24 protein-coding genes and 2 pseudogenes are annotated in these 25,092 nt (G+C 67.0%); 8 read left to right on the plus strand and 18 right to left on the minus strand.

Annotated elements, in window-relative coordinates:
* Nucleotides 1-4 precede the first annotated feature (4 nt).
* Nucleotides 5-793, minus strand: a complete 789-nt coding sequence (locus QH196_RS31155) for an enoyl-CoA hydratase/isomerase family protein (protein ID WP_280419434.1) — start codon at nucleotides 791-793, stop codon at nucleotides 5-7.
* A gap of 101 nt (nucleotides 794-894) precedes the next feature.
* Nucleotides 895-2,037, minus strand: a complete 1,143-nt coding sequence (locus QH196_RS31160) for an acyl-CoA dehydrogenase family protein (RefSeq protein ID WP_280419435.1) — start codon at nucleotides 2,035-2,037, stop codon at nucleotides 895-897.
* 92 nt (nucleotides 2,038-2,129) lie between these two features.
* On the opposite strand from QH196_RS31160, the gene QH196_RS31165 reads away from it, so the two are divergent.
* From QH196_RS31165 to QH196_RS31185, 5 genes are all read left to right on the plus strand, one after another.
* On the plus strand, nucleotides 2,130-2,513 hold the full coding sequence (locus QH196_RS31165) for a nuclear transport factor 2 family protein (protein ID WP_280419436.1): 384 nt from the start codon (nucleotides 2,130-2,132) through the stop codon (nucleotides 2,511-2,513).
* Nucleotides 2,510-2,881, plus strand: coding sequence for a hypothetical protein (locus QH196_RS31170; RefSeq protein ID WP_280419437.1), 372 nt, complete (start codon nucleotides 2,510-2,512; stop codon nucleotides 2,879-2,881). The genes QH196_RS31165 and QH196_RS31170 overlap by 4 nt, the downstream gene beginning before the upstream one ends.
* 34 nt (nucleotides 2,882-2,915) lie before the next feature.
* Nucleotides 2,916-3,938 (plus strand): NADP-dependent oxidoreductase, encoded by a 1,023-nt coding sequence (locus QH196_RS31175; RefSeq protein WP_280419438.1) that lies wholly within the window; start codon nucleotides 2,916-2,918, stop codon nucleotides 3,936-3,938.
* 68 nt (nucleotides 3,939-4,006) lie between these two features.
* Nucleotides 4,007-5,797 carry a multicopper oxidase family protein gene (locus QH196_RS31180; RefSeq protein WP_280419439.1) on the plus strand — a complete coding sequence of 597 codons (1,791 nt, stop codon included), beginning with the start codon at nucleotides 4,007-4,009 and terminating at the stop codon, nucleotides 5,795-5,797.
* Between the two features lie 64 nt (nucleotides 5,798-5,861).
* Complete coding sequence (locus QH196_RS31185; protein WP_280419440.1) at nucleotides 5,862-6,662, plus strand: histidine phosphatase family protein; 801 nt, start codon at nucleotides 5,862-5,864, stop codon at nucleotides 6,660-6,662.
* Nucleotides 6,663-6,683: 21 nt separating this feature from the next.
* On the opposite strand, the gene QH196_RS31190 is transcribed toward QH196_RS31185, so the two are convergent.
* The 7 genes from QH196_RS31190 to QH196_RS31220 all read right to left on the minus strand — a co-directional run bounded on the left by QH196_RS31190 (nucleotide 6,684) and on the right by QH196_RS31220 (nucleotide 13,268).
* Nucleotides 6,684-7,457 carry a MerR family transcriptional regulator gene (locus QH196_RS31190; RefSeq protein WP_280419441.1) on the minus strand — a complete coding sequence of 258 codons (774 nt, stop codon included), beginning with the start codon at nucleotides 7,455-7,457 and terminating at the stop codon, nucleotides 6,684-6,686.
* A gap of 59 nt (nucleotides 7,458-7,516) precedes the next feature.
* The gene (locus tag QH196_RS31195; RefSeq protein WP_280419442.1) at nucleotides 7,517-9,037 is read right to left on the minus strand and encodes a flavin-containing monooxygenase; all 1,521 of its coding nucleotides are present in this window, start codon (nucleotides 9,035-9,037) and stop codon (nucleotides 7,517-7,519) included.
* 11 nt (nucleotides 9,038-9,048) lie between these two features.
* Nucleotides 9,049-9,972: a ferritin-like domain-containing protein gene (locus tag QH196_RS31200; RefSeq protein ID WP_280419443.1), complete on the minus strand. Its 924-nt coding sequence runs from the start codon at nucleotides 9,970-9,972 to the stop codon at nucleotides 9,049-9,051.
* A gap of 1 nt (nucleotide 9,973) precedes the next feature.
* The gene (locus tag QH196_RS31205; RefSeq protein ID WP_280419444.1) at nucleotides 9,974-10,867 is read right to left on the minus strand and encodes an SDR family NAD(P)-dependent oxidoreductase; all 894 of its coding nucleotides are present in this window, start codon (nucleotides 10,865-10,867) and stop codon (nucleotides 9,974-9,976) included.
* Between the two features lie 208 nt (nucleotides 10,868-11,075).
* On the minus strand, nucleotides 11,076-11,384 hold the full coding sequence (locus QH196_RS31210; RefSeq protein ID WP_280419445.1) for an antibiotic biosynthesis monooxygenase family protein: 309 nt from the start codon (nucleotides 11,382-11,384) through the stop codon (nucleotides 11,076-11,078).
* 64 nt (nucleotides 11,385-11,448) lie between these two features.
* Nucleotides 11,449-12,093, minus strand: coding sequence for an HD domain-containing protein (locus tag QH196_RS31215; protein ID WP_280419446.1), 645 nt, complete (start codon nucleotides 12,091-12,093; stop codon nucleotides 11,449-11,451).
* A gap of 170 nt (nucleotides 12,094-12,263) precedes the next feature.
* Nucleotides 12,264-13,268: a GlxA family transcriptional regulator gene (locus QH196_RS31220; RefSeq protein WP_432279583.1), complete on the minus strand. Its 1,005-nt coding sequence runs from the start codon at nucleotides 13,266-13,268 to the stop codon at nucleotides 12,264-12,266.
* 221 nt (nucleotides 13,269-13,489) lie between these two features.
* Between QH196_RS31220 and QH196_RS31225 the strand changes: the two genes are divergently transcribed.
* Nucleotides 13,490-14,275, plus strand: a complete 786-nt coding sequence (locus tag QH196_RS31225; RefSeq protein WP_280419448.1) for a dienelactone hydrolase family protein — start codon at nucleotides 13,490-13,492, stop codon at nucleotides 14,273-14,275.
* Nucleotides 14,276-14,508: 233 nt separating this feature from the next.
* On the opposite strand, the gene QH196_RS32415 is transcribed toward QH196_RS31225, so the two are convergent.
* Nucleotides 14,509-14,709, minus strand: coding sequence for a universal stress protein (locus QH196_RS32415; RefSeq protein ID WP_348538125.1), 201 nt, complete (start codon nucleotides 14,707-14,709; stop codon nucleotides 14,509-14,511).
* A 229-nt stretch (nucleotides 14,710-14,938) separates the two neighbouring features.
* Nucleotides 14,939-16,117, minus strand: coding sequence for a macrolide family glycosyltransferase (locus QH196_RS31230; RefSeq protein ID WP_280419449.1), 1,179 nt, complete (start codon nucleotides 16,115-16,117; stop codon nucleotides 14,939-14,941).
* 281 nt (nucleotides 16,118-16,398) lie between these two features.
* On the opposite strand from QH196_RS31230, the gene QH196_RS31235 reads away from it, so the two are divergent.
* Nucleotides 16,399-16,857: a CBS domain-containing protein gene (locus tag QH196_RS31235; protein ID WP_280419450.1), complete on the plus strand. Its 459-nt coding sequence runs from the start codon at nucleotides 16,399-16,401 to the stop codon at nucleotides 16,855-16,857.
* A gap of 280 nt (nucleotides 16,858-17,137) precedes the next feature.
* Here the strand turns inward: QH196_RS31235 and QH196_RS31240 are convergent, their stop codons facing one another.
* Nucleotides 17,138-19,234 (minus strand): neutral/alkaline ceramidase, encoded by a 2,097-nt coding sequence (locus QH196_RS31240; protein ID WP_280419451.1) that lies wholly within the window; start codon nucleotides 19,232-19,234, stop codon nucleotides 17,138-17,140.
* A gap of 117 nt (nucleotides 19,235-19,351) precedes the next feature.
* The gene (dinB, locus tag QH196_RS31245) at nucleotides 19,352-20,623 is read right to left on the minus strand and encodes a DNA polymerase IV (RefSeq protein ID WP_280419452.1); all 1,272 of its coding nucleotides are present in this window, start codon (nucleotides 20,621-20,623) and stop codon (nucleotides 19,352-19,354) included.
* Between the two features lie 244 nt (nucleotides 20,624-20,867).
* Here dinB and QH196_RS31250 point away from each other — a divergent pair, with 244 nt between their 5' ends.
* Entirely contained in the window at nucleotides 20,868-21,638 is a 771-nt protein-coding gene (locus QH196_RS31250; RefSeq protein WP_280419479.1) for an SDR family NAD(P)-dependent oxidoreductase, read from the plus strand.
* Between the two features lie 14 nt (nucleotides 21,639-21,652).
* Here the strand turns inward: QH196_RS31250 and QH196_RS31255 are convergent.
* From QH196_RS31255 to QH196_RS31275, 5 genes and pseudogenes are all read right to left on the minus strand, one after another.
* Nucleotides 21,653-21,964, minus strand: a pseudogene (locus tag QH196_RS31255) (acyl-CoA dehydrogenase family protein); the annotation flags it as partial.
* A gap of 60 nt (nucleotides 21,965-22,024) precedes the next feature.
* Nucleotides 22,025-22,423, minus strand: coding sequence for a VOC family protein (locus QH196_RS31260; protein ID WP_280419480.1), 399 nt, complete (start codon nucleotides 22,421-22,423; stop codon nucleotides 22,025-22,027).
* A gap of 2 nt (nucleotides 22,424-22,425) precedes the next feature.
* Nucleotides 22,426-22,707, minus strand: a complete 282-nt coding sequence (locus QH196_RS31265) for an ArsR/SmtB family transcription factor (protein ID WP_280419453.1) — start codon at nucleotides 22,705-22,707, stop codon at nucleotides 22,426-22,428.
* Nucleotides 22,708-22,850: 143 nt separating this feature from the next.
* Nucleotides 22,851-24,320: an alkaline phosphatase D family protein gene (locus tag QH196_RS31270; RefSeq protein WP_432279582.1), complete on the minus strand. Its 1,470-nt coding sequence runs from the start codon at nucleotides 24,318-24,320 to the stop codon at nucleotides 22,851-22,853.
* A gap of 142 nt (nucleotides 24,321-24,462) precedes the next feature.
* A pseudogene (locus QH196_RS31275) lies at nucleotides 24,463-25,065 on the minus strand (serine/threonine-protein kinase); the annotation flags it as partial.
* Nucleotides 25,066-25,092 lie beyond the last annotated feature (27 nt).

Below are 25,092 nucleotides of genomic sequence, written 5' to 3' on the forward strand. Positions count from 1 at the left end.
GAATTCAGCGTCCGACCCACTTCGGTTCACGCTTCTCCAGGAAGGCGTTCACGCCTTCGCGCGCGTCTTCGGACTGCAGGGCATTGCCGACGGCAAGGTGCTCCATCACCATCAGCGACTGGATATCGGCGTCCAGACCGCGATCGATGGTCATCTTGGTGAGCTTCATGGCGAACGGGCTCTTGTCCACGATCGGGGCGATGAAATCGGCGACGAGCCGATCGAGTTCCGCGGCGGGCGCGGAGGCGTTGATCAGGTCGAAATCGGCGGCCTCGCGGCCGTTCAGCAGTTTGCCGGTGAGCATCAGTTCCTTGGTCTTGCGGATTCCGATCATCCGGGGGAGCCGGTAGATCGGGCCGGCGCCGCCGAACAGGGCCCGCCGGATGTGGAAATCGCCGATCTTGGCGTCGTCGGCGGCGACCGCGAAATCGCAGGAGATCATCAGCTCGAACCCGCCCGCGGTGACATAACCCTCGAGCACCGCGACCGACGGAGTGTTCATCGAGTACAGCCGGTCGCAGACCTTCGCGGAGAGCACCGCGACGTCCATGGCATTGGTTTTGCCGACGTAGTTCTCGCGCAGTTCGTCGAGATCGAAACCGGAGCAGAAGGTGTTGTTGCGACCGCGCAGTACCAGCACCTTCAGTTCGGGATCGTTGTCCACTTCGACGATGATCTCGTCGAGCCGGTGCAGCAGTTCCACCGTGACCGCGTTCTTCTTGTGCGGGCGGTTGAGCCAGACGCGCGCGATATCGCCGTCTTTTTCCAGGACGATGTGGTCGGTGTCGATCATCGGAGCCTCTTTCGGGAGCAGTTCCTGAACTGGATTCACTTCAGTTGTACTCGACGGCGCGAAGCGCGTCAATACGGATTTCCGGCGAACGCCGGGGCTGGTCACACGCCGATCAGTGCGGCGACGCGGGCGCGGTGAGTGCGCGCATCGCCCTGTGCCGCTTCGTTTCCCAGTACCCGGCGGAAATAGGAGTGGGCGGGATGTTCCCAGGTGAAGCCCACCCCGCCGTGTAGCTGTACGGCCTCGGCGGCGGCGTGAACGGCGGCGTCGGTGCACACCGCGCCGGCCACCGCGACGGCCAGGCGGGCCGAATCGGGGTCCTCGGCATAGAGTGCGGCCGCATACCGCGATGCCGACCGTGCGCGTTCCAGCGATACCAGCAGGTCGGCCAGCCGATGCTTGACCGCCTGGAACGACCCGATCGCCCGGCCGAACTGGTGCCGGGTAACCGCATACTCCACGGTCATGTCCAGCAGGCGTTCGACGATTCCGGTGTTCTCGCAAGCCAGTGCGAGCGTCGCCAGATCGTGCAGGCGTGCACGCACTGCGGGGGTGGTGTCCGGCGCGGTGAGCGCCACGGCCGGGCAGTCGCGCACGGTCAGATCGGCTTGCCGCCTGGTGGGGTCCAGTACCCGCAGTTCCGTGCGCACCGCATCATCCGGTGGGCGCAGCGCGAACAGTCTCGGACCGTTGGCGGTTTCGGCCGAGGCGATGACGATATCGGCACTGCGGCCGCCGATGAGGTGGGCGACCGTGCCGTCGATCCGCCATCCGTCCGGATTCGGCGTGCCCCGGAGGTTGTCGGTGGCCGGATCGAGCGAACTCATCGTGGCGACGAGGTTCCCGGCGAGAACTTCCGGAAGTGGATTGCCTTCGGCCTCCGGTGCCGCCAGCAGTGCGTGTGTGCCGAGCACTGCCGAGCTGTAGACGGGTTCGCAGACCAGTGCCCGCCCGCATTCTTCGAGGACGACCGCCAGCTCGGTCGTTCCGTAACCGAGGCCGCCGTGGCGTTCCGGTACGGCCAGGCCGGTCACCGACATCTCGTCGACGAGTGTCCGCCACAGTTGCGGCGAGTAGCCGGGGCCGGTGTCGGCGGCGGCTCGGACCTGTTCGATATCGCTGTACTTTCCGAGCAATCCACGCAGCGATTCGCGCAGCTGAATCTGTTCGGGATCCGGGGACAATCCCGGCGGTTCCGAGCGCGGCCAGGGGTGTTCGGCGACGGCTGCCGAGGTCGGAGACATATTCTCCCCTTGAGTTGAGTTCAATTCGATATTGTCGAGCCTAGCGGCTGAACCTCTCGACAAGAAGAGGTGGACTGAACTAAGTTCATTTCATGACTCACGTGATCGAGGACTACTACGCGACGGTCGACAGCGGCAGACTGCAGGATGCGACCGCCATGCTGGCCGCGGACGTCGAGTTCGCAATGGTCCTGCCGGCAGGAGCCAACCGAGACCGCGGTCGGGCGGCGATGCTCGACTACCTGAGCGGCAGGCCGAAGGTGAACCGCAAACACCGGCTGCTGCGGGTCGCCGTCGACGGCGATATGCAGTTCGCGCACGGTGCGGTCACCGAGAACGATTCCGTGACCACCGGCTGGTTCGTTGCCGCCATGCATATCGGCGCCGACGGCCTCATCGACCGGTATCAGGTGTCGTTCAGCGCGGATTTCGCGCTCGTACCGGCACAATCCCCGACCGAAGGAGTGCGGGCATGACCACGGCGGTACCGGTACTCACCCGCTGGTTCGGCTATATGGACTCCGACGACCCGGACCGGGTACTCGGCATGATCGCCGACGATTTCACCATGTCCGTGCAATTCTCCAAGGGAGATGGGCAGAGCGCCGAATTCGTCGGTGACCGAGCGGGATTGGTTGCCTATCTGGCGCAACGCGAAAAGAGCACGCTGATCCATCACATCGATATAGGTACCGTGGCCGGCGAATACGAGCTGGTCGTCGGTCGCACCACCCGCGACGGCGCATTCGAGGCGTCCTTCAACGCGACCGCGCAACTCGACTCCACCGGCGCGGTGCGCCGCCTGCTCATCGCCCGGACCCCCGAGATCGCGTTCGTGCGCTGAACCGCGTCGCGAACCCTTATAGAAGGAACCGTCGTTGAATCGTCACGTGCGGCTGGCGCGCCGCCCGTCCGGGAAACTGGTAGCCGCCGACCTCGAGCTGGCCGAGGCGCCGATCCCGGAACCGGGCCCGGGGGAGGCGCTGGTCCGCAACACCTGGTTATCGATCGACCCGTCGATCCGGATCCGGCTCGCCGACACCACACCGAATGGGTATCTTCCGCCCTTGCAGCCCGGTGACGAGCTGTCCGGGCTCGCCCTCGGCACCGTGATCGAGTCCCGGTGTCCGGATTTCGCCGTCGGTGATCTGGTGTCGCATACTCTCGGTTACCGGGAGTACGCGCTGGTCGGCAGTCGGACGCAGACCATCGGCGGCTACGGTGCCGCATCCCGGATCGACGCCGCAGACCTACCGCACCAGTGGTTCCTCGGCCCGCTCGGCAGCGCCGGGCTCACCGCCTATGTCGGCTTGTTCGAGATCCTGGACCTCGGCCCGGCCGACACACTGTGGGTTTCGTCCGCCGCGGGTGCGGTCGGCGCGCTGGCCGCGCAACTCGCGAAGATTCGCGGCGCCACCGTGCTCGGCTCCGCCGGAAGCCCCGCGAAGGTCGTGTTCCTGCGCGATGAACTCGGCATCCCCGCCTTCGATTACCACGACGCCCCGCTACCGGAATCGCTGGCAGCACTCGCGCCCGGCGGTATCGATACCTACTTCGACAATGTCGGCGGTGATCACCTCACCGCTGCCCTGGACGCCCTCCGGCCGTCCGGCCGGATCGCGCTGTGTGGCGCGGTCTCCGGTTACGACGGGGCCGCACCGCCGGGACCACCGAACCTGTTCACCATGGTGTCGAAAGGTCTGCGAATGCGCGGTTTCCGCGCGGGGTCTTTCCTGCACCTCGAGGAAGCGATGCGCCGCGAAGTGGGCAGCTACCTCGCGGACGGCCGGTTGGTCTACCGGGAAACCGTCTTCGACGGAATCGAGTCGGCGAGCACAGCTCTGCCGGCGATGTTGTCCGGGCTCACCATGGGGAAAACCCTCTGCCGGCTTGCCTTCTGACAATTCCGCCGGCACCGCACCATACTCGATGGTATGGTCAGCGGCCGGTGCGAGCGGGAGGCACGATCATGAACAGGCCGATCGGGCGGCGCGCGGTATTGCGCGGGGCGGTGGCGGGTGCGCTGGGTGGATTCGCAGGGGGCCGGGCGGCGGCGCAGCCGTTCGACAGTCCGCTGCTTTTCCATTCACCGGAGCTGGCGAAGTTCGTCGACGAGATGCCGCGAATTCCCGTGGTTCGCGGGCAGCGGCTCGAGCTGGCCGCCGCGACGACACTGCATCGCTTCCATCGGGACCTGCCGGAGGCGCCGGCGTTCGGATACCACGGACAATCCTATTTGGGGCCGACCATCGATCACCATCGCGACGAGCAATTGCACGTGCGGTTCGCCAACAACCTGGGCGCGCATCCGTTCGCCGCCGATCTGGACACCAGCGTGCACGGCGTGCAGGAAAGCTACCGGACCGCCCCACCGGCCTCGCTGCACCTGCACGGCGGAGTGACACCGCCGGACAGCGACGGGCATCCCGAACAGCTGATCATGCCGGGGCGGAGCGTGGACCACCGCTATCCGCTGCGGCAGGACGCCGGAACTCTCTGGTACCACGACCATCCGATGGGCATCACCCGCGCCAACGTCTACGCGGGCTTGGCGGGCATGCTGCTGTTGCGTGACGAGTTCGATACGGGCGAGCAGGGCAATTCCCCCGGCCTGCCCTCGGGTGAGTTCGAGATGCCACTGGTGTTGCAGGAGAAGATCTTCCGGCCTGATGGGCAGCAGAGTCTCCGGTCGACGATCGTGGTACCGGAAGGGCGCTGGGAGGGCGGCGGCGCGGGCGATACCGGACTGGTGAATGGGAAAGTATGGCCGGAACTACCGGTCGCGCGGGGCCTTTACCGTTTCCGGACGATCAACGCCTCGTCGTTCAGCACCTGGAACCTGTTCTTCGCCAACCGGATGCGGTTCTGGGTGATCGGCAACGAACACGGCCTGCTCGATGCGCCGGTACCGGTGCAGAACTTCCGGCTGGCGGCGGGGGAGCGGATCGATCTGCTGGTCGATTTCTCCGGGCTGGCGCCGGGGGAGACGGTGGAGCTCTGTAACGACGAGCAGCCGGTTTTCCAGGCGCGGCTCATCGGGCAGGTGGCGATGCCGGTGTTCTGCCGGTTCCGCGCCGAATCGCGACGTGGGTTCACCGGCCCGGTGCCGGAGCGGTTACGCGGCGGGTACCGGCAGCCCGCGGTGATTCCCGCGCCGCTGACCCCCACGGTCGTCCGCAACATCACTCTCAGCCAACCCTACGATTTCACCCGTCTGCCACCGGCGATCATGACGCTCAACAATCTCCGCTATTCCGATTCCGATATCGAGATGCCGCGGCAGGGCACGGTCGAGCAGTGGAACATCGTCAATATCACCCCCGACCCGCATCCCATCCATATCCACCTGGTCACCTTCCGTGTGCTGGACCGGACTCCGCTGCGCACGCCGGAGTATCAGGCCGCCTACCCACAGCCGCCGGTCGGGACCCGGTGGACGCCTCCGGTCGACGGGTTTCTCGCCGGGCCCCCGGTGCCGGCACCGCCGTGGGAGCGGGGCTGGAAGGATATCGTGCGGGCCGACGGGGGCACGGTCACCCGGATCATCGTGCGCATTCCGACGGCGGAAGAACTGGGATTCGATCCCGACGCCGCATTCCCGCGACTCAACGCCCCGCCGGGCAACGGCCACGCTTCGGGGCATCACCCGGTGCACAACGGCCAGGACCACTCCACCGACCTACGCGGGTACGTCTGGCACTGCCACATCCTCGACCACGAGGACCACGATATGATGCTGCGCTTGCGATTTCCGGCCTGAACGCCCGCCACCGGAACTTGCGGATCGCACCGAAATGGGCGCTTGATCAGATTAAAATCACCCCATGTATACCGATGAGCGGGCGGCTGTGCCACGTCGTCGCAGTGTGGTCGCCACCGCTGCCCTCTCCTTTCTCGCCGTCATGATGGCCGCGTGCTCGTCGACGTCGGACGCCGGGTCGGCCGGAGCCGAACCGCCCGGCCGGGACCGGGTCGTGATCTTTGCCCGGCACGCGGAAAGCTGGAGCAACGTCGCGTCGGAAAACCGGTCCGGCGTCGCGATTCCGGATATCAACCCCACCGATGCCCTCGGGCCCGTGGGAGATCTTCCCTTGACCGAGCGTGGCGCTCGGCAAGCGGAGGAACTGGCCCAACAGCTCTCGGGTGTTGTCACAGACGTCCACGCCAGCGCTCAGATCCGAACATTCCAGACCGCTCGTGCAGTGGCGATCGACGCCGGTCTACCGGTCGATGCCGATTGGAACCTGCGCGAAATTTCGGTGCCGTCCGGCGATTCCGCGGCAGTCATGGACTATATGAAGGCGATACTCGCCGACGAACGCCGCGACGAAAAGGTCGGGGCGGACGGGGTACCGGGCGAGTCCTATAACCAGACCGAAGAACGGGTGCAGGTTTTCTGGGACCGGTTCGTCTCCGAGTACAAAGGCCGGGAAGGGACGAGCCTGATCGTCACACACGGCGGCATCATGATGCTGCACCTGTCGGAGTACTGCAGTAATCGAGAAAAGCTGACTCCCGAGTTCATGTTCGCGAACCAGATGACCTACACGGGACAGCTCGAAGCGGTCCTCTCTGCCGACGGTTCGCTGCGATGCACCCGCTGGGGTGACAAGTCCCTCGAATAAGAGCAGGTGGCCCCCGGCGGATCAGCGGCCGCGTTCTACGCCGCCTGCTTTGCGTTCGCGTTCGCGCTCGGCGGCGGTGGCGAGGTAGTCACCGAGTTCGCGGGCGAGTGTCGCGTCCAGTGAACGGGCCAGGCTGCTGTGCACGGCGGCGACACCGAGTTCGCGCATGGTATTGAGCATGCGGGTGGTTTCGGCGATCTCCTCATTCGTATCGGGCAGCCAGCCCGGCCCGTGTTCGTCGACGATATGTTTCTTCGCCGCGCGGATCAGGATCCCGCTGATATCGTCGATCCGGGTCGCTACCTCGGCATATACCGAGATCAGGGTCCCCAGGTCGATCCCGTACTCGTGGAGTTCGGTGAACGAGGTGAGTAACTGGGTATCGGTGATCGTCACGGTATCGCCGTCGGTGCGGACCAGGTCCATCCGGCGCAGTTTCTCCACCAGTTCCTCGGATTGTGCCCCGAGGATGGTGGTGAGCAGTTCCCGGGAGACCTCGAACGGTTCCTCCTGCGACCAGTTGGCGGTCACCGCGTGCTGCAGGCCCAGTACCTCGGTGAGGTCCTTGCCCGTCTCCCAGCTGGTGATGAAATCGGAGATATGTGCGGTGGTGAATCCGCGTTGCAGCAGCGCGTCGATGAGACGGAGCCGTTCGAGGTGGGAATCGTCGTAGATACTGGCGCGGCCGTCCTTGGCCGCGGGTGGCGGGAGCAGCCCGCGCTCCTGGTAGGCGCGGACATTGCGGGAGGTGGTGCCCGCGGCACGGGCCAGATCGTCGATCCGATACCTCGGCATCTCCGCCGCACCTCCTCGCCCGCCTACCGCCCGGTTGCCCCCGGCTCGAGTGATCGAGTCTAGCCGCCGCTCAGAACGCCGGGACCGACGTCGGCGGAATGATTGCTCCGGGCGGTCGTCACCGTGTAGTCGTCGAGGTCGACGTCGCGCAGCTGGTGGCGGTACTGGGTGGCGAAACCCGGGTACATGGTCGGGTTGAAACCGTCCTCGGTGAGATACCAGCTCCGGCAGCCCGAATTCCAAGTGGTCGCGCCCAGCCGGCGCTGGATCGCCGCGTTGTAACGTTCCTGGCGGTCCGGGCGGACGTCGAGCATTGTCAGGTCGCGGTCCAGGATTATCCGGACGGCACGAACCAGATAGTCGATCTGCGATTCCATATACACCAGCGCCGAATTGTGTCCGGGGCCGGAATTGGGACCGAAGGTGAGGAACAGGTTCGGATAACCTGACACCGTGACGCTGCGGTACGCAAATGCGCCGCGTCGCCATTCGTCGGCGAGCACCCGGCCGTCACGGCCCGTGATCGGGATCGGAGTGCCTTTCTTGGAGACATCGAAGCCGGTCGCGAACACGATGCAGTCGGCCCGGTGTTCGATTCCCTCGGCCGTGCGGATACCGTCCGGGGCTATTCGCGCGATCGGCCAGGTGATCAGCTTGCAGTTGTCGCGCTGCAGCGCCGGATAGTAGTCGTCGGACATGAGCAGGCGTTTGCAGCCGGCCCGGAATTCCGGGGTGAGCTGGCGGCGCAGCCACGGATCGCGTACCTGGCGCCGCAACTGCGCGCGCCCGACCAGTTCGACCACCCGGGTGAGCGGGGTATTCCAGACGACGCCCAGCGCCACCGATTCGTGACCGTAGAACCAGGCCTGCCGGGCCAGCGTTTCCGCCCCCGGAACCTGCCGGTAGATCTCCTTGGCCAGGGCACCGGTGCGTCGGTTGACCCGGGGCAGCACCCAGCCGGGCGTGCGCTGGAAAACCCTGACCGAACCGGCCTTCCGAACCAATTCGGGGATGATCTGGACCGCGCTCGCGCCGGTACCGACCACCGCGACCCGTTTGCCGGTGAAGTCGTAGTCGTGGTCCCACCGCGCGCTGTGGACTTTATGCCCGGTGAAGGTGTCGATCCCCGGAATATCGGGGAAGCCGGGTTCGGTGAGCGGCCCGGACGCCAGCACCACCGCCCGTGCCCGGACAGGTTCGCGGCCCTCGAATGTGATAGCCCACAGTCCGGTGTCCTCGTCGAACGACATACCGGTGACATTGTGCCGCAAGCGAATATGGGGCGTAACGTCGTACTTCGCCGTAATCGACTCGATATAGCCGAGGATTTCAGCACTCCCGGAGTAGGTGTGCGACCACTCCGGATTCGGTGCGAAACTGTAGGAGTACAGCCGCGACGGAATATCGCAGGCAGCGCCCGGGTAGGTGTTGTCACGCCAGGTACCGCCGATCGCGGACCCCCGTTCGAATACGGCGAAATTTCCGATACCGCTCTGGCGCAGACGTATCGCGGTGCCTATTCCGGCGAAGCCGGCACCGATCACGGCGACGTCGAGCGGCGCCGCATGGTTGGTGGTCATGATGTCCTCGTTCACGCGGCGGGGGTGTAGGTCAGCTCTTTGGACCAGGTCGGGTCCTTACGCAGCAGCTGCCGCGGGATGGCCCCGGTGATCTTCACCAGCGCGTCGGCGAGAAGGTGATAGGGGTGGCCGCGGTCGACAACCCAATTCGCCTGCAGTTTCACGATCTGATACATCGGGAGCCGGCGCACGAATTCGCTACGCTCACCGACTTTGCGGTAACGCTCCATGGCCGTGTAGAGCTTCTGCTCGTCCACACCCATCGCGACGATATTGTCGCGCATTTTGTTCAGCAACGGCACATAGCTGAGGACCCCGATGAGAAACGTCGGTTTCACCCAGCCGCCGACCAGGTCGATGAGCAGTTTACGCAGCTCCGCGTGCCCGAGCACATCCATCACCGCGAAATCGACGGCGAGATGGCGGGATTCGTCGGCATTGATCCGCCGGAATGTTTCCTGGCAGACCGGGTCTTCGATCTCGTCCATGATGAACTTCACCAGGGCACCGTCCAGCGCGACCTCCAGCATCGGGATCACGGTACCCAGGAACGACAGCGACATATCGTCGGAGTATTTGTCCAGGAAGTCGATGACGAGTTTGACGTTGATATTCGGCTGCGGGATCTCGTCGCCGTCGAGCATTCCCCAGCGTCGCATCAGCGCGAGTTCGGCATTGGCGTGGCGCTGTTCCTCCGCGTGGAACCAGCGGTAGATTTCGCGCAGGGATTCGGTGGGTGCTTTCTTCGCCATCGCCGCGAAACCTCGCGCACCCACGTTCTCGATCCACATCAGATCCGCCATGAACGGCTTCAGGCGGGCGTGCTGTTCGGGGGTGAGCGTTTCCGCGCCCGGTGCGTCCCAATCGATATCGGCCAGCGCCCACTGCCGGTCTTTGATCTTGCCGAGCATATCGTCGAAGTCCATGGTTGCCATCTCAGACTCCTGTTCTTTCCGGGGTGATGGACGCTGCCGCTTCCTCGTCGGGCAGCAGTCGCGCGAGCAGGCCGGCCACGGCTGTGTACTGGCCGGGGAACAGCCGCTTCAGTAACCAGAGGAGTTGCGCGTCGAGTTGCGGGACGACGTGTAACCGGCCGCGGTCGTGCGCATCGAGCGTGGTGCGGGCGATGCTGTCGGGGGAGAACCCGGTCCAGCGCATCAAGGTGTCGGCGAGTTCCCGGGCCCCCGCGGGGACCGGTGCGTCACGCGCGATATTCGTGCGGACGAAGGTCGGGCACAGTACGGTCACCGCGATATCGGTTCCGCCGAACTCCGCGGCCATCGTCTCCGACAGCGCGAGCACCCCGGCTTTCCCGGTGTTGTAGGCGGCCATCCGCGGTGCGGTGCCGAACGACGCGGCCGAGGCGACGTTGATGATGCCGCCGTGGCCGGCCTCGCGTAGCCGTGGAGCAAAGATCTCGCACCCGTGGATGACGCCCCACAAATTGATGCCCAGGGTGCGCTCCCATTCGGCGAAACCGATCTCGCCGACGGGCAGCCCGCCCGACCCGACCCCGGCATTGTTGATCACCAGGGTGGCGGGGCCGTCGAAAACGGATTCGGCATAGCGCGCCAGCACCTCGACATCGTCGCGTTTCGCCACATCGCAGCGGAACGGGTAGGCAACGCCCGGATACTCGCGCTCGATCGATGCCACCGTTTCGGCCGCACGATCCTCGTCGATATCGGCGCAGACGATCCGGCCCCCGCGAGCGGCCAGCTCGTGGGCGAAGGCCCGGCCGATACCGCTGCCCGCGCCGGTGACGACCGCCCGGGCGCCGCGGCTGCGTGGCGGCGGGCCGAAGGGCCGGAAGATATCGAGTCCGAGCATGTCAGCCCACCTTCCGTGCCGTGACCACCGGCGGTGAGGTCCTCGTCGACCTGTTCATACCAGTAAGAATCATTTATGAATGTGCCATTTGTCAATGGCGGATTGTGTCGAGGGTGGCCGTACCGATTCCCGGGCTGGTCGGACGTCCGGTCGGGACGGCGTTGATGCCGGGGTCTTGTCCTAGTCCGTCGATCGACGATTTCGCAGTTCAGCTGTATTCGGCGACAACTCGATAGAGGCTCGGGTACACGACGGCGGACTTCTCCGCTTCCGCCACCGAGGCCGTGACAATCGGATCGGCGCCGGCGGCGCGGCAGTCCTCGGCGCTGTCCCAATGGGCGATATTGACCAGCTGGAACCGGGAGTCCGGGAGCAGTGCGCGGTGCAGGCGGACATCCCGGAAGCCGGGGGCGGACCGCATACGGGCTACCCGTTCGCGCCACTGGGCGATGAACTCGTCGACTGCCTCGGCGGGGAGTTCGATGACATTGATGAAGGTGACACCGGTATCGGTCACGGCAGGTTCCTGACTGTTCTGAACGGTGGGGAATGGGAGCCGAAGGGTTCGTGCTGGGGGGTCGCTAGTCGCCCCAGCCGCCGGCGGCGATGATGTCCTGCCAGGTGGGGACCAGCTCAGGGTGGGCAAGGCGGACGATTTCGCCGGGTAGCGAACCCGGTTGCGCCTTGGCGGGATTCGCTACGGCTTGCGCTTCGACGAGGCGGGTCAGCGCGCGGATTCCGCCGAGTCGCGGATAGTCCGTGTGTACGCGGTCGGCGTATCCCCGGGGAAGCATGCCTGCGTTGCCGCCGATATCGATGGCGATACCGTCGACGGCGACCCAGATGGCGGCGGGGCGGCGGCGACGGTAGACAGGGGAGTCGCTGAGGCCGGTGGTGTGGGCGGCGATGGCATCCCAGACGATGTCGACTCGTTCGTCGGTCACGCCTTGGGATTCCAGGAATTCAGCGGCGTAGTCGGCGCCGTCGACCTCGAATCGCTGGTCGCCGTTGGCAACTTCGGCCAGGCCGATATCGTGCAGGGCGCAGATGAGGTACACGGTTTCTTCGTCGTAGTCCATGCCGGGCCGCAGTCCACGGTCGGCGGCCGCGGCCCGGGCGAACAGGAACGAGCGGACGCTGTGATTGCGCAGGGCGGGGGTCAGTTCGGTATCGATCACGGTCTGCGCCGCGCGCGCCAGGGGCGTGGCCGGTAGGTCCAGGGACATGGGAACTCCTCGGGGTGAAAGGACATGCGGCAGACGTGCGTTGTCGCATGCCGCTGGAAGGCCGGGCCCGTACAGGCCGGAGCCGGTCGTTATCGCTGGGCTGGGAGAGGGCGGGCCGGTCGAGGTTTTCGGCCGGGACAGGACGGTGTCGGTCAGGCAAGTACGGCGGGTTACGCCGTGATGGTGGCGGCAGTGGTGGAGCGGAAGCGGTCCCGGTAGTCCGCGGGCGAAATCCCGAGCCTGCGGTGGAAGGCGCGGCGCAATGATTCGGCGGTACCGAAACCACACCGCCGGGCGACGGTGTCCACCGGATCGCCATCGAACAGTGCCGTCTGGGCCGCTTCGATCCGGACTTGCTCGACATAGGCCGCCGGGCCGACGCCGAGTTCGGCGCTGAAACGGCGCTGGAAGTGTCGGGGACTCAAACCGGACCGTGCCGCGAGATCGCCGATACTGTGCCGGGCGCCGGGTTCGGCGTGGATGGCCGCCACCGCCGACCGCACCGGGTCGGTCGCGGGCTGTGGTCGCCACAGCGCCGTGCTGAACTGGGTCTGCCCGCCGGGACGGCGCAGGAACAGCACCAGGAAGCGCGCCAGTTCGAGGGCGACCCGGCGGCCGAGATCATCCTCCACGAGAGCCAGGGCGAGATCCATCCCGGCGGTCACGCCCGCCGAGGACCAGGCGTTGCCATCGTGCACGAAAATCGGGTCGCTTTCGACACTGACCCGGGGAAACTCGCGAGCGAGTTGCGCGGTGAACGCCCAATGCGTGGTAACCCGCTTCCCATCGAGTACCCCTGCCGCGGCGAGCAGGAACGCACCGGTGCACACCGAGGCGACGCGGCGGGCCCGCGCGGCGGCCCGGATCCACTGCATGAGGCGGGGATCGTCGCGGGCGGTCTCGACGCCGGGTCCGCCGACGACGATGAGCGTATCCACGGTCGCCGGGGCCACATCGTCCACACCGCAGTCGACTCCTACTGGTAACCCGCTGTCGGACCGCACGCATCCCGGACGAGTGGCCACGACCTGGCAGTCGTACTCACCGGCGCCCTGAAAGACCTCGTAGGGGCCGACCAGGTCGAGCGCTTGGAAATCGTCGAAGACGACGAATACGACACGGCGTTGCTGCACACTCCCCACCTTCCGCTGTACCGAGGGTGGCGTCAACGACATACATCCCACAGATCGCGCCATCGGTGGAACGTTGCTAGGGTCTGTGGTGATGACTACCGGGACGGCATTGCGCCACACACGGACGGGCTACCCGGTGTTGTTCTGAGCGCCGCGCGGGCTGGTTCGGGTCCGCTGTGCTGCACAGGATTCCGCTGTACTGCCCGGGCTCCGCCTTCGTCGAGTTGATCGCAGAACATCGACTACGACAGAAGGAATCACCGATGATTGCAATACAAGGAATGCCGGTCGACGTGCGGACGGCCGATGGGGTGGCCGACGCGTATCTCGCCTATCCCGACGACGGCGCTCCCCATCCGGGAGTGCTGGTGATCCAGGACGGCTTCGGCCTGCGGCCCGGGCTGCGGTCGCTGGCCGACCGTATCGCCGCCCACGGGTACACAGTTCTCCTACCGAATGCCTACTACCGGCACGGGCGTGCGCCGGTGATCGAACTGCCGGATTTCATCGACCCGGAACAGCGGCCGGAGATCTTCCAGCAGGTCTTCCCGATGATCCGCGAGCTCACACCGGAGCTGCTGCGTTCGGATAGCGCCGCGTACCTGGACCGGCTGGCGGCGGCACCGCAGGCGGCCGCAGGGAAGGTCGGCGTCACCGGTTACTGCATGGGGGCGCGGCTTGCGGTGCTGATCGCCGCCATGTTTCCCGGCCGAGTCGGGGCGGTGGCAGGATTCCACGGTGGGCCGCTCGTCACCGACACCCCGGACAGTCCGCATCTGATGGCCGGAAACATCACCGCGGAACTGTATTTCGCCCACGCCGGCGAGGACGACCATATGACTCCGGACCATATCGCCCGGTTCGACGAGGCATTGGCCACCGCCGGTGTCCGGTACCGCACCGAGGTCTACGAGGGCGCCCGGCACGGCTTCACCCAGGCCGATACCTCCGCCTACGATCCCGCGGCCGCCGAACGGCACTACCGCGAACTTCTCGCATTGTTCGACCGGACGCTGCCCGCGGGCGGGTCTGCGAGCGTGTCACGGTAGGGGTGCTTGCCAGCGCACGGCCGTCCCGCCGCCGGGGAGCGGTTCGATATCGCAGCGCCCGCCGGCGGCCTCGGCGCGAGCGGTCAGATTCGCCAGGCCGCTGCCCCACGCCGCGGACTCCGTCGACGACCATGCGGGCATCCTTGGAACAGCCGATCAGCACGGTGTCCGGCCGCTCGTCGGCGACCGTGCAGACGATCTCCAGCTCGGCTCCGGCACGGTTGCGCGCGAGATCACGTGCGGTGAACAGTAATGTCGCCGCATCCGCACGCAGCGTCCCGTCGTCGTTGGTGGCAGTTGCCCCTGTCGTGATCGGGCTCGCCGAGGCTGCCGACTGCCGACACCAGATGCAAGGGGATGCGGTGACGTGCCGCCGTGCGTGCCGCCCACCACAGTGCGGTCATCGATCCGGACGACCCGTCGATGCCGACCACAACAGGGGCTCGCGTGCGCGCGGTCAAGGGGTTTCCTTTCGTTCGACGGTCGGCTGCCCCCGATACCCGGTTTCGGCACAGTGAGAGCAACCGGTCTATACAGACTCGTCGCCGACATGAGAACGCAGCACGCGGTGGCGGATGCGGGCGATGGTCCCGTGCCGGAAGGCCGAAAGACCCTGGCCGGTGGGGACTTCGTGATCACAGGGATCACCCGCGCCGATTCGGATCACCCGAGCATGTCTTCGATCAGGTCGGCGGCCCTGCCCGTACCACCCTCGGCCCGGGCCTGCGCGCGTAGCCGAGCGGACCGGCGACTCACCTCCGGGCCGGTGACCAGATCATTCAATGCTGTGCGCAGCGTTCCGGCGGTGGCCTGCTCGGTATCGATCCGCCGGGCCACGCCCAGTTCCACCAGCCGGTCGGCATTGACCGATTGTTCGGCCGCCTGTGGCACGGCGATCATGGGCACGCCGGCCGTCAGCCCCTCCGCACAGCCACCCATACCGGCATGCGTGACGAAGGCGTCGGCCTGCTCCAGGATCGCCTGCTGCGGGACCCAGGAGTGCACTTCGATATTCGCGGGGATGGTTCCGAGTTCCTGTGGGCCGGTGTATTTCCCGATCTGCAGCACCACGTGCCACCCGGGCAGATCGCCGAATGCGGACAGGCATTGCCGATAGAACTCCGGCCGGTAGGTGTACGCCGAACCCAGCGAGATCAGCAGCACGTTCTCGGCCGCGGCGGGACGCGTCCAGGTAACGGATTCGCCCGGGGGCAGGCAGGGGCCGGTGTATGTCACCGTTTCGCTGTCGACGCGTTCGGCATTCGGTTGCATCGCACGGGGGATGAGAGCCACGGTATGCGCGGGCCGGCCGGAGAAGGCGTCGACGTCAGCGGTGGTCGCACCGCATTCGGCGAGCCATCGGGCGAATCGTGCCCGGTAGTCGCCGGCGCCGGGCAGCTGTCGCAGGTGGGCGGCGACGTCTTCTTCGTAGCCGTCCCAGGCCACGAAGGTCGGGGACAACAGCATGAACGGGCGTCGCTGCTTCTCGGCGAGGGCGCGGGCGGCGTAGGCGCCGATATCGTACAGGTAGAGGTCGGCCGGGTCGCGATCGTAGATGGCCTGTAACTGCGGCAATGCTGCGACGGCATCGTCGAGAAACAGGCTCGCGGCGGCGATCGGGTCGTCGGGCCAGTTGTTGTCGGCCACCGGTAACGCCGAACTGCACGCGACGAACTCGGCGCCGGTGGCGGTGATCAGTTCGGCCACGAACGGGTCGTTGGCGTAGGTCACGCGGTGGCCTCGGCGCACCAGTTCGCGGATCACCTCGAGGCTCGGCAGGACGTGACTGACGATCGGGATACCGATCATCGCGATATGTGCGGGGTGGTGGGTCGTGGGCATAACTCGTTTCCGGTCGGTCCGGGTGGTGTTCGGCGATACAGCGGCAGAGGGATCGCGCCACTATAGCGACAGGTGTTGCATTTGCATGCTGTCACGGGTCCGTTCCGGTGGGCAACCAGGTTTCTGGTGTGGCGATAGCGGCAACTCGGGCCGGACCGCCGAACGCGTCCGGCCGGATCCCGGACGAGTCTGGACAGCGATCACACCGGCGCGGACGATGGACTAGAGCATTCGCAGCGAGGAGGACCCGGCAGGTTGTATCCCGGTGGAAGGAGAGCACGATGACCACAGCACGCGAGCTCATGCACACCGATGTGGTGACCATCGGTGTACGCGACACCATGGACACCGCCGCCCAGCAGATGCGACAGCGCGATATCGGGGCGCTGCCGATCTGTGACGGGGAACGACATCCGGTCGGCATCGTCACCGACCGGGATATCGTGGTGAACTGCCTGGCCTTGGGACGCAATCCCACGACAGCGACCGCCGGAGAGTTCGCGCAGGGCGACGAACTGCGCACCGTCGAGGCGGATACGGAATTCGGGGCGATCCTGGCGCTGATGCAGCAGTACCAGATCCGCCGGTTGCCCGTCACCGAGCGCGGCCGGCTGGTCGGAATCATCACCGAGGCTGATATCGCCCACGGTGTATCGGAGGCGCAGACCGGCGAATTCGTGGAGGCGGTCTGTGAACAGCAATTGCCCGCCCGGGTCGGTGAGCCTGCTCTCGGCGGTTGATCGCGCGTGACGAACGGCCGGGTGTGCCGGTCGGTGAGCCGGAGCCCGGGGCCGAGGCGGAATACCGGCGGGCGAGGCGAAGAGGTTTCCGGGCGGCCCTGGTCGGCTGGGCCCGGTCACGATCAGCCGGGCGCCGGTAGGTGCGAATGTCTATCGCCGCGGTGTGCTCGATCGGACCGGCCTCCGCGCCGGGTTGTATCGGCTTCATGCTCCGGCATTTCGGGGCAGGCCGATGCCGTCCGGCGGCCGGCCGGTTCGTGAGCGGTGCAGTCGTAGGTGATCAACGGATATCGAATTCGCTGCTGGTGCCGCTGACGGGGTGCAGGGTTCCGTCGGGGGACAAGCGGTCGGCCCGGTGGACGAATCGGTACCGCCCGGCCGGGGTGTCGCCGGGGATGTCCCAGGTGAAGGTCGCGACGGACGTGGCCGGTGGGCGTTTGCTCCAGTGGAAGCGCACATTCCATTCGCCTTCGTGGGCGACCCGGGTCCAGCGGCCGCCGACCGATCGCTGGACCTCGAGGAAGGTGCCGTTGCGGCGCGGGTTGTGCTTGGGATGGGCGGAGACGAACTCCACGGTCGCGCGGGTGCCCGCAGTGTAGGAGGGTGCCGGCTGGGTGAGCACCGCGCCGAAATCGGATCCCGGCGGGGCGGTATCGGGGCCCGGCGCGGGCACGAAATTCGGCTGCAGATGCGAGATATCGCGCGGGGCGGGTCCGCGCGCGACGGTCGTGCCCGCGGCCAGCGCCGTGGCGAGGCGGGTGAATTCCTGCTGGTAGGCGGGCAGCGTATACCGACCGAACAGCGTGGACGCGCCCTCGTACTGCTGGACGTCGTATTCCTCCGGGGTCGTGACGTATTCGTGGTAGGCGTTCGCATAGCCCTGCAGCAGGACCTGGGCAATATCCACCCCGAGTGCCGCCGCCACGGCCCGGCGCACCCGCAGGCCTGCCACGATGGTGAACTCGCCACCGGCTGCCGCCAGGTACAACTCACCGATCCGCACGATCTGAATCGGCACGATATTCGGCACCCAAGGAGCCGGTGGTAGCAGGCTGAACGGCACCGCGATCGCCTTGGGGGCCTGGGCATCGGCGAGCCAGCCGGGCGCGGGCGTGTGCGGATCGCCCAATGCGTCGATGAACGGATTGCGCACTCCCTCGGGAATCGGCGCGCCGGGTAGGCCCGGTCCGTCCTCGATACTGCCTGCCAGCAGGGAGACCCCGGCAGCGGCGGGTGCCGTATGGCGGGCCACGCCGTCCGGGGTGAACCGGCCGTCCACGGCGATATCGGCGAGATCGATATAGCAGAACACCGACCCCACCGGGCCTGCCAGCGGACGTGCCGCGGCCAGTGCCGCGCGGGAGGCGCTGTACTGCCGTTCGCCGATGATCCGGGTGTTGTCGAATTCGTTGCCGGTGGGCCCGGAACCCGGTTGCAGGTTCAGGTTCGGCGACATGTCACCGGCATTGGTCTGCGCGAAGGCGGCGACGAAATCCGGTGGTCCCTCGTCGAGGTAGCGGACACCATGGTCGGTGTGTTCGCAGGCGAAGGCCGCATAACCCTTGTTGTCCGAGCTGATCAGCCGGTTCTTGTTCGTCATCGACGTGTTGTGCGTGGCGAACCAGGTGATCGCGCCCGCCGGTCGGCCGCCCCGCTCGATCGACAGCGCAGTGACGGCCGGATCGATGGCAGACGGGAAGTGCTCCTTGTCCGCGGCGGGGTTGCGATCGAAGGCGACCCGGGACCGGTTAACGCTCGCGTCGTGGAGTTCGGAGCGCCCCAGCGCCAGGGTGCCGGGCGCGAGATCGGCATGCGCCGCGGCGATGGCCTCGACCAGCCCACCGACCTCGGCATCGTAGACCTGCTGCTGGAATCCCAGAATCGACAGATTGTAGGCGTAATCGTGGGCCGCGCCGCCGCAGACGGCATGCGAATGCGTGGAGGTGAGCAGGACATTGCGCTCGGTGTAGAGATCGCCGAACCGCCGCGCCAGTTCGGTGAGCACGCCCCGGTGCACCGACTGGAAGATCATCGCGTTCTCCGCGACCGCGAACACCACCCGCTCGGTGCCGGCGGCGATGACGAACGCGCGGGCGCGGGGCCGCAGATGGATTCCGGCGGTGGTCTGGTCCTGCTGGGAGTACCCCATCATGCCGCATTCGGCCGCCGGCCCGGTGATATCGGAAATCCCCATCCCGATCAGGTATTCGCCGGATCCGGGCGCGGCTGCCGCAGGGGCGGCGGCGCCGAACGTGGTGACCGAGCCGAGAGCGAAGGTTCCCGCTGCGGCACCTGCCAGCACGGTCCGGCGCGGAAGTGCCGCGGGCCGGTCGCCGGACGGGCCGGTGGCGGTGCGGGGTTCGGGTGTCGCTGCCATCGCGGTTCCTTTCCTGTCGTGTGGCAGCGAACCACACTGTTGAACGTTCGTCCAGATGCGGTTGGTCAATTGTTCAGTTCGTGGTGCCGGTGATGCGCACGGAGGCGGGAGACTCGATCAATCGGGCAGTAGCGGAACCGAAAGTCCTTCACCCCGGCCGAGGAGCGCGGCGCGGGTCACGGCGCTCGACCCGAACCGGGTCCGGACCTCGTCGAGTGCCGTATCCAATTCCGGGCCGGGTCCGTGCTCGAACGGCAGCGTGAGCTGGCGGGGGTCCGCGTCTTCCAGGTTGGTCAGCGTCAACCCGATGAGGGTGAGCCCGCGCTCGTGGATCAGCGGCATGGCGGCAGTCAGCAGGCCGAGAGCCGTGCGCAGGATCGTTTCGGTGTGATCGGTGCAGTCGGGCAGGGTGTGCGAACGGGTGGCGCGGGTGAAATCGTCGAAACGCAGACGCAGCACCACCGTCCGGCAGACCCGGTCCGCGTTCCGGAGCCGCCGGCCCAGGCGATCGGTGAGACCGTGCAGATACGCCTCGATTTCGTCCGGGGTCCGCGCCCGGCGTCCGAGCGCGCGCTGAGCGCCGATCGACCGGCGCCGTCGCCCGGTTTCCACCCGGCGTGGGTCGCGCGCCCAGGCCAGGGCGTGCAGATGCCGGGCCGCTGCCCGGCCGACGATCGGCCGCAGCCCCTGTTCGCCGAGTTCGGCCAGCTGCCCGATCCGTTCGATCCCGTGCCCGCGCAATGCCTCGGCGGTCACCGGTCCCACGCCCCAGAGTCGCTGTACCGGAAGCGGATGCAGGAACTCCAGCTCGCCGCCGTGCTCGACCAGCAGTAAGCCGTCCGGTTTCGATACCGCACTGGCGACCTTGGCCAGGAATTTGGTGCCCGCGATCCCCACCGAAATGGGCAGACCGACTTCGCGCCGCACCCGCGCACGCAGTTCCCGTGCGATGGTGCGCGGCTCCCCGGCGACCCGGCGCAACCCTGCGACATCGAGGAAGGCCTCGTCGATGGAGATCCCCTCCACGACGGGAGTGGTATCGAAGAAGATCGCGAACACCTCCTTGCTGGCCTGCGCGTATTCGGACATCCGCGGCGGCACCACGATCGCCTCCGGACACAACTGCAGCGCCCGCCCGATATTCATCGGAGTCCGGACCCCTCGTGCCTTGGCCTCGTAACTGGCGGCCAGTACGACCCCGCCACCCACCAAGACGGGTTTGCCGCGCAGATGCGGCTGATCCCGCTGTTCGACCGAGGCGTAGAACGAGTCCAGATCGGCGTGCAGGATCGATGCCTGCGGTCGCGCGGCGATCCGAGGCCGCGGGCCGGCTCCGGGGGAGTGGTGTGTGCGCCCACGTCCCCGGAGGCCGCCATCGGATTCGAACATATGTTCACACTAACACCCGAGTGGTCGGAAAACGGCAGGCCATAGTGGCGTGCGGGCATGGGGCCGCCGCGATCTTGTGGCGTCAACGCGAAGCTGTCGTGGCGGGGTCCGGGGGTGGCAGACGGTGCGGGTCTGTGGTTGTCGGGGGCGGGGAACACCCCGGCCGGGTGACAGTCATCAAGGGGCAGCCGGTCTACTGCTAGGCTAAAGCAAGCAATTGCTTGGTTGGTCGGGAGGCGTGATGATGGACGAGTTTTCCGGGCGCCCCGGGGCGGCGCTGGTGGCCGGCGGGACCGGTGGAATCGGCGCCGCGGTGGTGCGGTTACTGGCCCGCCGGGGCAGCGATATCGGGTTCACCTACCGGATGAACCGGGCGAAGGCCGACGCGCTGACCGAAGATGTCGGGGCACTCGGGCGCTCGGGCCGGGCATGGCCGCTGGATCTGGCGGATCCGGACGCGGTAACCGATATCGTCGCGCAATTCCGTGAACACTTCGGTGGCCTGCACACCGTGGTATACGCCGCCGGCCCCCATGTTCCGATGGTCCACCTGAGCAGGGTCTCTCCGCAGCAATATCGCGACCAGCTGCTCGGCGATTCCGCGGCATTCTTCAACCTGATGCACGCCACTCTGCCGCTACTGCGCGAATCTCGTGGTGCCGTGGTTGCCGTGACGACTGCCGCCACTCGCCGGTACCCGGTCCGCGACGGGCTGTCCGCCGGGACCAAGGGCGCGGTAGAGGCGGTGGCCCGGGGATTGGCCGTGGAGGAGGGGCGTTACGGCGTCCGGGTCAATTGTGTGGGCCCCGGCATGCTCACCGATGGAATGGCCGAACGCCTGATCGGGTCCGGTGACCTCGAGGACTCGGCGCTCGAGATCGCCCGGGGCAATATTCCCCTGCGTCGCTTCGGTGATGCGGACGATATCGCCGAAGCCGTTGCTTTCCTCGCCTCGGATCGGGCGGACTTCATCTCCGGTCAGATGTTGGACGTCGACGGGGGATACACGGCCTGACCGTCCCATCCGCTCTAGCGGGCGGCGCGCCGGGCTGCGCCGACGGCCCGTTTGGCGATGGCCCAGCGGTGCACTTCGGACGGTCCGTCTTAGATGCGGAAGGGCCGGACCTCGCGGGACAGCCGGGCCGGCGGCAGATCGTCGGAGACGCCGAGACCACCGCAGAGCTGGATACTGCGGTCGACGATCCGGAAGATGGCTTCGGCGGCAAGAGTTTTGGCGATAGACGTCGAATTACCCGCCTGTTCACCGTGGTCCAGTTCCCAGTAGGCGCGAACCAGTAACGCCCGGGTGGCCGCGATATCGATCTCGTTGTCCGCCACCAGCAGGGACGTTCCGTGGCGACACCCGCCGGTGACTGGCGGACGTTCGGTGCTCACCCCGCCTCAGGTCTGCGCGGGGCTTTCCTGGGCGATCTGGATGAGATTGCCGCAGGTGTCGTCGAATACCGCGGTTTTCACGGTGCCGTAGTCGACCGGCTCCTGGGTGAACCGCACGCCGAGCCCGCGCAGCCGGTCGAATTCGGCCGCGAGATCGTCGACCGCGAACGAGGTGAAGGGGATCCCGTCCTCGACCAGGGCTTCTTTGTATACCTTTGCCGCGGGGTGGCCGGTCGGCTCGAGCAGTAGTTCGACGCCGTCGGGTGTGGCCGGGGAGACCACCGTCAGCCAGGAGGCGTCGCCCACCGGCACATCGGTTTTCTTCTGGAAGCCGAGTATTTCGGTGTAGAAACGCAGGGCTTTGGCCTGATCGTCGACGTAGACGCTTGTGACATTGATCCGCAACATTATTCCTCCAGCCAGCGGTCGGTGAGACCACGCAGGGGTGCGCGGTCGAGATAATGAAATTTGTGCCGCCCGTCGCGATGCGTGCGAACCAGGCCCGCGGCGGCCAGTTGGTCGAGATGCTGGGAGATCGCCTGCCGGGTGGACGACAGGCCGTGGATCATGGTGAGTCGCCCGCACAGCTCGAACAGCGTCTGCCCGTCGCGGCCGGCCAGTTCGTCGAGGATTGCCCGCCGGGTCGGATCGGCGAGTGCTTTGAAAATCGGTCCCTGGTCGGCGTGCACACGTCGACTATAGGCAAGTAGTGACTTGCATATCAAACCCTGGGGTCACGCCGCGTGTTTCACTGGATCGAGAAACGGCGCGACGGTGCCGGTAGCAGGAGTGTCGCGTGCCGTGCCGGCGCGAGGGCTGCCGGATTGTGGCGTCAGATTCCGGGCTGAAGCCGGCCGCCATGGGGTAGGACCCAGGATGCGCCGAGAGCGACCCCGGTGGCCGGGTCGGTGACGTCCGCCGTATAGAACCACTCCATGCGCACCTGCTCGGCGGCTATATCGACCACGCCGTAACCGTGCGAATCGAGCTCCGTGTAGCGGATATGCCGGTTGAGCGTCCGGATCGAATTCTCCAGCGCTACCGACCCCGTCCGCGGCGGGCCGGGCAGCAGATCACCGATCCCGAGCGAGGTCACCGACGGGACCACGAACTCCGCCCCCGCGGTGGGCCCGTTCGGATAGGCCGCCGCGTCGAGTGGCACGTCCGACGCCCATGAACTGTGGATATCACCGGTGAGATAGACGATATTCGTCGCATTGCGGTCGGTGAGGGCCGTCAGCAGTCGCCGCCGGTCGGCCGTGTACCCGTCCCACTGATCGGTGTTGGGCGCCAGGCCCTCCCGGGGGATCCCGAGGACCTCGGTCACCGCGGCCGTCGTCGCCGGGTCCATGGGCGGGAAGGCCAGCGGTGAAATCATCACCGAGTTGCCCACCAGCTGCCAGCGCGCCGAACCGGATACCAGTCCGGCTGTGAGCCAATCCATCTGCGCCGCCCCGGTGAGGGTGCGGGCCGGATCGTCGCTGTCCGGCGAGCCGAGGTGCGGCGCGGCATCGCGATAGCTGCGCAGATCCAGCATGGACAGCTCGGCGAGAGTGCCGAACCGCAACCGCCGGTAGATCCGGGGCGCCGCGGCCGTGCCCTCGGCTCGTACCGGCATCCATTCCAGGTAGGCGCGTACGGAAGCGGCCCGGCGCGCCGGCCAGTCGCCCTCGGTGGCCGGGTCGTGATTCCCGGCGCCGCCGGACCAGGAATTATCGGCCGATTCGTGGTCGTCCCAGGTGCAGATGAACGGTAGCCGGGCATGCAGCGCCATCAGATCGGGATCGGTTTTGTACTGACCGTGCCGGACCCGGTAGTCGGCGAGCGAGACGATCTCGTGCAGCGGATCGTGCCGCCGGATGGATCCGGACCGGCCACCGTAGGACCCCGTCGCGTACTCGTAGAGGTAATCGCCGAGATGGACGACGGCATCCAGATCGTCGCGGCCGGCCAGATGCCGGTAGGCGGCAAAATATCCGGCCTCCCAGTTCGAGCACGACACCACGCCGAAACGCAGTCGTGCGGGAGTGGCCGCGGCGGCCGGCGCGGTGCGGGTGCGGCCCACGGGCGATACTTCGCCGAGGGCTGCGAACCGGTACCAGTAGTACTGCGCGGGCGCCAGACCCCGGACATCGATCTTCACCGTGTGGTCGCTGTCGGCGGTGGCGGTCGCGGTCCCGGACGCTACGACCTCGCTGAATCCCTGGTCCGCGGCCACTTCCCAGCGCACGGTGGCCGGCTCACCGGCACCGGATCCGGGGACTGCGTCCGGCCGGACGGTCACCCGGGTCCACAGAATCATCCCGTCGGGCAGTGGATCGCCCGAGGCGACGCCGTGCCCGAACACCGGCGCCGTTGCCCGGGCTGCGGGCGCGGCCAGCACCCCAGCGGCGGCGACCGCACCGGCCCCGGCCTGCAACAGCGCGCGCCGGCCCAGTGCGTTCCGGCGGGGAGCCCTCGAGGACTTCCGGTGCGGTGTAGGCCGGGGATCCGGTCACGGTGCCCTCTGCGGTCCGGAACCCGCCGGAGATATGGGCGATGCCGAAATCGGTCAGCGCCGGCTCTCCGTAATCGGTGAGCAGAATGTTGCCGGGTTTCACGTCCCGGTGCACGACCCCGAGGCGGTGAGCACTCTCCAATGCGCCCGCGATCTTCACCCCGAGCTGTAGTGCGTCCGCCGCCGGCAACGGCCCGTCTCGGCGGATCCGCTGCTCGAGCGAACCCGACGGGTAATAGGGCGTCACCAGATACAGACGGCCGCCGTCGGTGACCCCCGCCTCCAGCACGGGGACGATATTGGGGTGCCCGGTGAGGCGGCCCATAGCGCGCTGTTCGCGCACGAACCGGGCCCGGTTGTCCTCGTCGGTTTCGCCGGTGAGGAGTTTGACCGCCACCGTGCGATCCAGCGCCTGCTGGGTACAGCGATAGACGACCCCGAATCCGCCGCGCCCGATTTCGCCGGCCGCCGTGAAACCGGCCGCCTCCAATTCCGCGGCGACCGATGTCGTCGACTCACGACGCGTTCGCAGCGGATCTTCGGCGGTCATGGCCGGAAAACGACCCGCCGAGTATGT

Source organism: Nocardia carnea, from assembly GCF_029868325.1.
Lineage (GTDB): Bacteria > Actinomycetota > Actinomycetes > Mycobacteriales > Mycobacteriaceae > Nocardia > Nocardia carnea_C.

Excerpts from the sequence above, each read along its gene's own strand:
- QH196_RS31250 (WP_280419479.1), top strand. The coding sequence starts at position 20,868 with ATGGACGAGTTTTCCGGGCGCCCCGGGGCGGCGCTGGTGGCCGGCGGG.
- QH196_RS31200 (WP_280419443.1), bottom strand. The coding sequence starts at position 9,972 with ATGGCAACCATGGACTTCGACGATATGCTCGGCAAGATCAAAGACCGG.
- QH196_RS31165 (WP_280419436.1), top strand. The coding sequence starts at position 2,130 with ATGACTCACGTGATCGAGGACTACTACGCGACGGTCGACAGCGGCAGA.
- QH196_RS31230 (WP_280419449.1), bottom strand. The coding sequence starts at position 16,117 with ATGCCCACGACCCACCACCCCGCACATATCGCGATGATCGGTATCCCG.
- QH196_RS31235 (WP_280419450.1), top strand. The coding sequence starts at position 16,399 with ATGACCACAGCACGCGAGCTCATGCACACCGATGTGGTGACCATCGGT.
- QH196_RS31240 (WP_280419451.1), bottom strand. The coding sequence starts at position 19,234 with ATGGCAGCGACACCCGAACCCCGCACCGCCACCGGCCCGTCCGGCGAC.
- QH196_RS31160 (WP_280419435.1), bottom strand. The coding sequence starts at position 2,037 with ATGTCTCCGACCTCGGCAGCCGTCGCCGAACACCCCTGGCCGCGCTCG.
- QH196_RS31180 (WP_280419439.1), top strand. The coding sequence starts at position 4,007 with ATGAACAGGCCGATCGGGCGGCGCGCGGTATTGCGCGGGGCGGTGGCG.
- QH196_RS31185 (WP_280419440.1), top strand. The coding sequence starts at position 5,862 with ATGTATACCGATGAGCGGGCGGCTGTGCCACGTCGTCGCAGTGTGGTC.
- QH196_RS31205 (WP_280419444.1), bottom strand. The coding sequence starts at position 10,867 with ATGCTCGGACTCGATATCTTCCGGCCCTTCGGCCCGCCGCCACGCAGC.
- QH196_RS31215 (WP_280419446.1), bottom strand. The coding sequence starts at position 12,093 with ATGTCCCTGGACCTACCGGCCACGCCCCTGGCGCGCGCGGCGCAGACC.
- QH196_RS31225 (WP_280419448.1), top strand. The coding sequence starts at position 13,490 with ATGATTGCAATACAAGGAATGCCGGTCGACGTGCGGACGGCCGATGGG.
- QH196_RS31270 (WP_432279582.1), bottom strand. The coding sequence starts at position 24,320 with ATGATTCTGTGGACCCGGGTGACCGTCCGGCCGGACGCAGTCCCCGGA.
- dinB (WP_280419452.1), bottom strand. The coding sequence starts at position 20,623 with ATGTTCGAATCCGATGGCGGCCTCCGGGGACGTGGGCGCACACACCAC.
- QH196_RS31190 (WP_280419441.1), bottom strand. The coding sequence starts at position 7,457 with ATGCCGAGGTATCGGATCGACGATCTGGCCCGTGCCGCGGGCACCACC.
- QH196_RS31220 (WP_432279583.1), bottom strand. The coding sequence starts at position 13,268 with ATGTCGTTGACGCCACCCTCGGTACAGCGGAAGGTGGGGAGTGTGCAG.
- QH196_RS31195 (WP_280419442.1), bottom strand. The coding sequence starts at position 9,037 with ATGACCACCAACCATGCGGCGCCGCTCGACGTCGCCGTGATCGGTGCC.
- QH196_RS31155 (WP_280419434.1), bottom strand. The coding sequence starts at position 793 with ATGATCGACACCGACCACATCGTCCTGGAAAAAGACGGCGATATCGCG.
- QH196_RS31170 (WP_280419437.1), top strand. The coding sequence starts at position 2,510 with ATGACCACGGCGGTACCGGTACTCACCCGCTGGTTCGGCTATATGGAC.